General features: G+C 64.9%; 4 protein-coding genes. All 4 read right to left on the bottom strand.

Annotation, left to right across the window (positions count from 1 at the left end):
* Positions 1–1,380 (bottom strand): xanthine dehydrogenase family protein molybdopterin-binding subunit (locus MOV74_RS31730; RefSeq protein ID WP_246930927.1); only part of this gene is annotated, 1,380 nt, incomplete at its 3' end.
* Positions 1,377–2,399, bottom strand: coding sequence for a xanthine dehydrogenase family protein subunit M (locus MOV74_RS31725; protein WP_246930925.1), 1,023 nt, complete (start codon positions 2,397–2,399; stop codon positions 1,377–1,379). The genes MOV74_RS31725 and MOV74_RS31730, both read right to left, overlap by 4 nt.
* Before the next feature lie 4 nt (positions 2,400–2,403).
* Entirely contained in the window at positions 2,404–3,018 is a 615-nt protein-coding gene (locus MOV74_RS31720; RefSeq protein ID WP_246930922.1) for a (2Fe-2S)-binding protein, read from the bottom strand.
* 165 nt (positions 3,019–3,183) lie between these two features.
* The coding region (locus MOV74_RS31715) for a gamma-glutamyltransferase family protein (RefSeq protein ID WP_246930920.1) at positions 3,184–4,632 on the bottom strand (1,449 nt) is incomplete at its 5' end.

Here is a 4,632-nt window from a genome sequence, read left to right as displayed (position 1 = left end):
GGCACGCTGCAGGCGCACGCGCGCAGCAGACGGCGCCATCTGCGTCGGATAGCAGGTGGCGGCACAGCCATAGCCGATCAGCCAGTCGCCGTCCGACATCGATTTCGGCTGCGGCGAGCGCTGCGCCCAGCCGAACGCCTTGGCCGCCTCATCGAAACAGGCCATCAGCGAGCGCGATGTATAGGGCTTGCCGCCGATCGGCTCAAAATTGGTATCGTTTATGCGGCGAAGCTCGACCGGATCCATGTTCAGCTTCAACGCGAGCTCATCCATCGCGCTCTCCAGCGCGAACAGATACGGCACCTCCGGCGGTGAGCGCATGAAGCCGGGGGTGTTGCGATCGGCGCGCACGATCGAGACGAGGCTGTCGACGTTCGGACAGGCATAAAGCCGCGTCGTCGTCTTGGTGCCGCCGACGCAATAGGCGTCGGGACGCGAGGAGACTTCAGCCCCCTCATGCCTCAAAGCGAGCAGCTTGCCGTCCCGACTGGCGCCAAGCTTGATCTCATGCCGAGTCTCGGCGCGATGCGTTGTGATGGTAAACCCCTGGTCGCGGGTCGGGACCAGCTTGATCGGTCGGTTCAAGCGCTTGGCAATGCCGGCGATGATGGCGGTCCGCGGCGTCATCGAGCCGCGCGAACCAAAACCGCCGCCAACATAGGGATTGACCACGCGCACCTTGTCGGCGTCGATGCCGAGCTGCTCGGCAACGCCGTTCTTCAAGCCGTAGACGAACTGGCTACCCTCATAGATGACGAGGTTGTCGCCCATCCACACGCAGCTCGTCGAGAACAGCTCCATCGGATTGTGATGCTGCGTCGGCGTCTCGTAGGAGGCGGTCAGCTTGATCTCGGCCGCATCGAACGCCTTGGCGAAATCCCCGACCTCGGGATCTTCCTTGAACTGGGCACTCTGCCCCTTCGCGGCCGCCGTGGTGGTCCCGGGCGAGTCGAAAGTCGCACTCGGCGCCGTGGCGGTGTAGCTGACTTTGACCCGGTTGGCCGCCTCGCGCGCGGCCTCATAACTTTCCGCGACGACGACAGCGATGATCTGGCCGTCATGGGCGATATCGGCCGACTTCAGCGGCTGGATCGTCGTGCCCGCATAGCCGCCATTGCTGAACAGCTTCGACTCCTTCAGCTTCGGCGCGTTCTCGTGGGTGACGATGTCGATCACGCCGCGGACACGCTTGGCGTCATCGAGATCGAAACCGTCGATGCGCCCCCTGGCAATCGCACTGGTGGCCAGGAATGCATAAGCCGGATTGTCCAGCGGCATGTCGGAGGCGTAGGTCGCGCGCCCCGTGACTTTTGCGGCCGCGTCATAGCGCGGCACCGGCTTGCCCATATTCACCTTCGGCACGGGAGCTGCAGCGGTCATGATCGGATCTCCATCGTTACGGCCTGCTGGAGCGCGCGCGCCACTACGCGCTTGCCGAGCGCGATCTTGAAGCTGTTGTGCCGACGACCCTTGGCGCCTGCGAAGGCGGCATCCGCGACGCGCTGCGCCAAGCCGTCATCGAACTTCTGCCCCTTCAACACCGCCTCCGCCTCTCGCGCGCGCCAGGGCACGGTGGCGACGCCGCCAAGGGCGATCCGCACGTCCCTGACCGTGCCCTCTTGTACGTCGAGCGCGACCGCAGCCGACGACAGCGCGAACTCATAGGATTGCCGGTCGCGCGCCTTCAGGTACACCGAACGCGGCCAGCGGCCGGAGATGGAGAAGGCCGAGATCAGCTCGCCCGGCCGAAGCGTCGTCTCGATGTCGGGCGTATTGCCGGGCGCCTTGTGTAATTGTGCGAACGGCATGTTGCGCGTGCCGGATCTGCCGGTGATCTCGACCATGGCGTCCAGCGCGATCAGGGCCTGGGCAAAATCGCCGGGATAGGTCGCAATGCACTGATCGGACGCGCCGAGGACGGCATGCATGCGGTTGACGCCGTCCATGGCGGCACAGCCGGAGCCGGGATTGCGCTTGTTGCAATTCTCATAGGAGACATCGCGGAAATAGCTGCAACGCGTCCGCTGCATCACGTTGCCGCCGAGCGTCGCCATGTTGCGCAGCTGGGCGCTCGCTGCGAGCTTCAGCGAATTTGCGATCACCGGGTAGTGGCGCTGGATCTCCTCATGCGCGGCGACATCCGACATCTTCGCGAGCGCGCCGAGGCGGAGGCCGTCGCCCTTGGGCTCGATTGCCGACCAGCCGTCCGCAAGCGGATTGATATCGACGATCGAGGTCGGCCGCATCACGTCGAGCTTCATCAAGTCGATCAACGTGGTGCCGCCCGCAAGCGGCTGCGCTGCAGCCTTGGTCAACGCATCTTTCGACGCCGCGGCGGCGCTGAGCGCCTGCACGGCCACGGTCGGATCTGTTGCCCTTTGATACGAGAAAGGTCGCATGCGTCTAGCCCTTCATGATCTCGGGCGCGGCCTGCTTCACGGCCGCAACGATGTTGGGATAGGCGGCGCAGCGGCAGATGTTGCCGCTCATATATTCGCGGATGTCGGCCTCGCTTCCCGCATGCCCCTCCTTGACGCAGGCCACGGCGGACATGATCTGGCCGGGCGTACAATAGCCGCATTGGAATGCATCGTTGTCCACAAAGGCCTGCTGCATCGGATGCAGGCGGTCGTCGGTGGCGAGGCCCTCGATGGTCGTGATCTCCTGCCCTTCCGCGGCGAGTGCGAGCGTGAGACACGACACCACCCGCCGGTCGTCGATCAGCACGGTGCAGGCGCCGCACTGACCATGGTCGCAGCCCTTCTTGCTGCCGGTGAGCTTGAGATGTTCGCGCAGCGCGTCGAGCACCGTGGTGCGCGCATCAATGCTCAGGCGCTTGTCCTTGCCGTTGACCCGCAGCGTGACGTCGATGGGAAGCGACGGATCCTGTGCGACGGGGGCCCTGGCCTCCTCTGCGGCGGCGCGCGCCGTGATCGGGACGAGCGCACTGCCAGCGGCGCCGGCCATGAAGGCGCGCCGATCGAATGCTGATTGCCTGGAACTCGATTTGTCGGACATCGACGCCTCCGCCGCTTATCTGCAAAGCAGCGCACGCCTGCACCGCCATCGCCCCTTAACCTGAAGCGATGAGCTCCGTTCCGAACGAGAAAGGGCGATGCAGAAATTGCCGCATCGCCCTTCGTCAACTTTTCCTGATCTTGTGCGGGGAACTCGCGCGCGCGATCAGTACCCCAACGCGCAGCCGTCCTTGCGCGGATCGGAACCGCCGGTCAGCGTACCCTTGTCCCAATCGATCCAGATTGCCTGAGCGCCACCGAGCGGACCGACCACGCTGGTCGTCTTGTGGCCGAGCTTCTTCAGGCCTTCGACGATCGCAGCCGGCACGCTGTCCTCGAGCTGATACTGGCCCTCGTAGTGCAGGCCGCGCGGCATGTCGATCGCCTCCTGCACGTCGCAGCCGTAGTCGAGGATGTTGGTCACGACGCGGGTCTGGCCGACCGGCTGGTACTGTCCGCCCATCACCGCGAACGGCATTACGGAGCGGCCGCCCTTAGTGAGCAGGCTCGGCATGATCGTGTGCAGCGGGCGCTTGCCACCGGCGATGCAGTTGGGGTGGCCGGGCTGAATGCGGAAGCCGCCGGCGCGGTTCTGGAACAAGACGCCGGTCTTGTTCGAGACGATCGCCGAGCCGAACGAATGCGCGATCGAGTTGATGAACGAGCAGACGTTGCGGTCCCTGTCCACGACGGTGATGTAGATGGTCGAGGGATTCATCGGCGGAGCAACGTTCGGCAGGTCGAGCATGCCGTCCATGCGGATCTTGGCGATGTGCTCGTCGCAGAACTCCTTGGCGAGGATCTTCGCGACCTCGATCTGCATGTGCTCAGGGTCGGCCACATGCAGCTCGCGATGCATGTAGGCGATGCGCGCGGCTTCCGCCTCGAGATGGAAGCGCTCGATGCTGAGCGGCGCGTATTTTGTCAGGTCGAACCGCGACAGGATGTTGAGCATCAGCAGCATGGTGAGGCCGGGCCCGTTCGGCGGGCACTGCCAGACATCGTAACCCTTGTACATGGTGCCGATCGGCGACGTCGTCTCGGTGGTGTGCGCGGCGAAATCGTCGAGCGTGTGCAGGCCGCCGATCCCGCGCAAAGTCTCGACCATGTCTTCCGCGATCGGGCCCTTGTAGAAGGCATCGCGGCCGTCCTTGGCGATCGCGCGCAGCGTCTTGCCGAGCTCGGCCTGGCGGATGACGTCGCCGGCCACTGGCGGCTTGCCGCCCGGCAACAAATAACGCACGGTGTTGGTGCCACCCTTCAGCTTCTCGAACTGGTTCTTCCAGTCGAAAGCGATGCGGGGCGCGACGACGTAGCCTTCCTCGGCCGCCTTGATCGCGGGCTGGAGCAGCCGGTCGAGGCCGAACTTGCCGTGATCGCGCAAGACGGTCGCGAAGGCATCGACCACACCGGGAATCGACACCGCATGCGCCGAGGTCAACGGCACGGAGTTGATCTTGCGTTCGAGATACCAGTCGGCGTTTGCCGCCTTCGGCGCGCGGCCGGAGCCGTTATAGGCGATGATCTTGCCCTCACCCCGCGGCTGGATCAGCGCAAAGCAATCGCCGCCGATGCCGGTCGATTGCGGCTCGATCACGCCGAGCAGGGCCGAGCC

Source organism: Bradyrhizobium sp. SHOUNA76, from assembly GCF_023006445.1.
In the GTDB taxonomy this organism is placed as follows: domain Bacteria; phylum Pseudomonadota; class Alphaproteobacteria; order Rhizobiales; family Xanthobacteraceae; genus Bradyrhizobium.
This window is presented reverse-complemented; position numbering and strand designations above follow the sequence as displayed.